The sequence below is a fragment of the Endozoicomonas sp. ALC013 genome (assembly GCF_049310205.1).
GTDB lineage: Bacteria > Pseudomonadota > Gammaproteobacteria > Pseudomonadales > Endozoicomonadaceae > Endozoicomonas.
Window position 1 is genome coordinate 1 of the sequence record NZ_JBLYNS010000319.1, and the last position, 2,327, is coordinate 2,327.

General features: G+C 47.9%; 2 protein-coding genes. Both read right to left on the bottom strand.

All coding sequences use genetic code 11. From position 1 onward, the window contains the following. The coding region (locus ACO6V1_RS23475; protein WP_422468951.1) for a DUF1601 domain-containing protein at positions 1-1,357 on the bottom strand (1,357 nt) is incomplete at its 3' end. 148 nt (positions 1,358-1,505) lie between these two features. Further along, positions 1,506-2,327 (bottom strand): RAP domain-containing protein (locus ACO6V1_RS23480; protein WP_422468953.1); only part of this gene is annotated, 822 nt, incomplete at its 5' end.

A 2,327-nucleotide genomic window follows, 5' to 3' on the forward strand; every position in this document is an offset into this window, starting at 1 on the left:
CGACCACGGCCTTTTTTAATTCTGGTGTTTGCACCTGCCCGTTATCTACCAGTTTGGCCATGGCCCACAGCAGGTTGGCGATATGCTGAGGAATAAAACAGTCTTTCAGTGCGTTCACGTGGGGCAACAGCGCGGCCAGAGCCTCGTTGAACTCTGATGTCAGTTCCTGGCCGTTGTCCACCAGTTTCGCCATGGCCCACAGCAAGTTAACGATACCCTGTGGTTTAAAGTTTGCTTTTTGTACGTTCACGTGGGGCAACAGCACGGCCACGGCCTCGTTGAGACCTGGTGTCCGCTCCAGTCCGTTGTCCACCAATTTCGCCATGGCCCACAGCTGGTTGGTGATTTCCTGGGCATTAAATTGGTTTTTCTGTGCGTTCACGTGGGGCAACAACACGGCCACAGTCTCTTTGAGCTCTGGTACCCACTTCCGATCGTTGTCCATCAGTTTCGCCATTGCCCACAGCAGGTTGGCGATTTCCTGTGGTTTAAAGTCAGCTTTCTGTGCGTTCACGTGGGGCAACAGGGCAGCCACGGCCTCTTTGAGCCCTTGCGTTTGCTGTTGTTCGTTGTCCACCAGTTTCGCCATGGCCCACAGCAGGTTGGCGATTCCCTGAGGAATAAATTGTTTTTTCTGTGTGTTCACATGGGGCATCAACACGGCCACGGCCTCGTTGAACTCTGGCGTCCGCTTCTGCCCGTTGTCCACCAGTTTCGCCATGGCCCACAGCAGGTTAGCGATTTCCTGAGCACCAATATCACGGGCTTTCGGTTTTTGGTTGCAGTTAAATATTATTGCATCAAGTAGTGTCGACAATAAGGCAGCTTGAGTGAGCACAACGCGCTTATCCAGCGGTTTATGAGGGGTAAAAACACCTGCTGAAGTCAATGAGTGAAGTGTTGTCGTCAGGCTTCGCCAATTCCAGCTCCGTGTTGCTGTGAAATTTTGCAGCAAACGCATCAGCTGGCTTTGTTCTGCTCGATTTAACGGCCTTTTAGCAGCTGACGTGTATTTTTTAAGTGAACTAGCATATAGACCGTGATCTCTCCCATCATAGCGATGACCGAAACGTTCCGATTTCCTCACCAGACCAGCCATTATTTCTGGTTTGATGAGGGCATTAAAATCTTGAGCAGAGTTGACTGAACGGTGAATCAAATATTGAGAAGGGCGTGTGCCGGAAGAATGGTGAAATTTATTACATCCCGGAGTAGAGCGGGGGTGAGTATCCCACTGCCTGACCGTGGCATGTCTGTATCGTCCACGCCTTGAAGAAGCAGCATGGCCACCTGGTCGATTATAATCATTATCTGATCTTGCGTATTGACCACTGATACCGGCAGAGCTTCTGTCCATAATTATATTTCATTAATTCATGAAAATATAAAAAGCAGACTGCTGTTATGCCCAGAAGTTCATTTTGCAGAAAAGTTTACTTGAGTCATGATGGGAGGAAGGCGATTACTGATTGTTTTCTTCTTCTTTGCCGGTTTGGTTTGCTCTGCTAAATGTCTTCACCAGTCACGTATGCAGCATCTGTCCACCCTCTTTTAAGTGATACAGTGTCATGACCCTGTGGCGGGATGCTTACCCTGATCTTTATTTGATCAATATAGGGTTTCATTAAATCGTTGCTCAAAAGCTGGTTAGTCGGGATTTCAATGACCTCAAATCCTGCTTTTTGCAACAGTGCGATTTTCAGCAGAGTCGAACCATTCCTGGTTTTGAAATCACCACCCACATAATGAGAGGGGCCCTGAATTTCAATCACCATGTTGTGATCTGGCAGTAACAGATCAACCGGAGGTAATAAGTTCAGACACTTTTCTTCTTCGATCGTCAAAGCTGGAATAGATGATTTGAGTTGATCACGGAAGTCGACCTGGTTTTTTGAAATGATTGTCTGGTAATGACGGACGACCGAACAGGTTCTGCCAAGCCAACTTGCAGCCATGGTAATGATGGATTGATCATCGCCATTATCTGGCGATGTATTTTCCAGACGAATGAACAGGTCATCCATGTGTTTTTCAAATAGGTTATTTTTATTGGCATTGGAGTCCAGAAACAACCTGGCACAGCATACCATGACTCCCCAGAGAGACATCGATATCTCTTTCTGAGAAAACTGAAGGTTCTTACTGATTCGAGAGAGCAGCGATTCGAACGTAGAGGTAACCACGTTCAGCTCAATGAGTTCACCCAGTTTCGCAATGGCCCACAGCAGGTTAGCGATTTCCTGTGGTTTAAAGTCCGATTTATGTGCGTTCACGAGGGGCAACAGGGCGGCCACGGCCTCTTTGAGACCTGGTGTCTGATCCAGCCT